Origin of the sequence: Guyparkeria sp. SCN-R1 (genome assembly GCF_003932495.1) — a bacterium.
GTDB lineage: Bacteria > Pseudomonadota > Gammaproteobacteria > Halothiobacillales > Halothiobacillaceae > Guyparkeria.
Genome location: NZ_QZMT01000063.1, coordinates 1 through 329, shown reverse-complemented (window position 1 = coordinate 329; position 329 = coordinate 1). Strand labels below are relative to the sequence as shown.

The following is a 329-nucleotide window of genomic DNA, read 5'->3' as shown; positions in this document are numbered from 1 at the left end:
TACCCAAGGCGTTTTCAACTTTCTTAATTAAGTTCGCATCATGTGGGCGCTGTGAATCTAGCCAAAAAATCGCCGGGGTATTGGTTAGGCGTGCCCGCGTGACCGCCAGCTCTACCCAATCCTGAATCGCTATGTCTTTTGTTTGACACATCCGCCAAATCTCACCCTTGGCTACCTTATGTTCGAAGATCACCACCCCGGCTTCGTTTATCACCTGCACCGAACCGGCAGCTGGGATTTCAAAGGTTTTATCATGCGAACCATACTCTTCGGCTTTTTGCGCCATCAAACCGACATTGGGCACCGTGCCCATAGTCGCTGGATCAAAC

1 protein-coding gene is annotated in these 329 nt (G+C 50.5%); it reads right to left on the bottom strand.

Translation table 11 applies throughout. The annotated features are described in order from the left end of the window. The coding region (locus D5687_RS11190; RefSeq protein ID WP_148097313.1) for an NADP-dependent isocitrate dehydrogenase at positions 1–329 on the bottom strand (329 nt) is incomplete at both ends.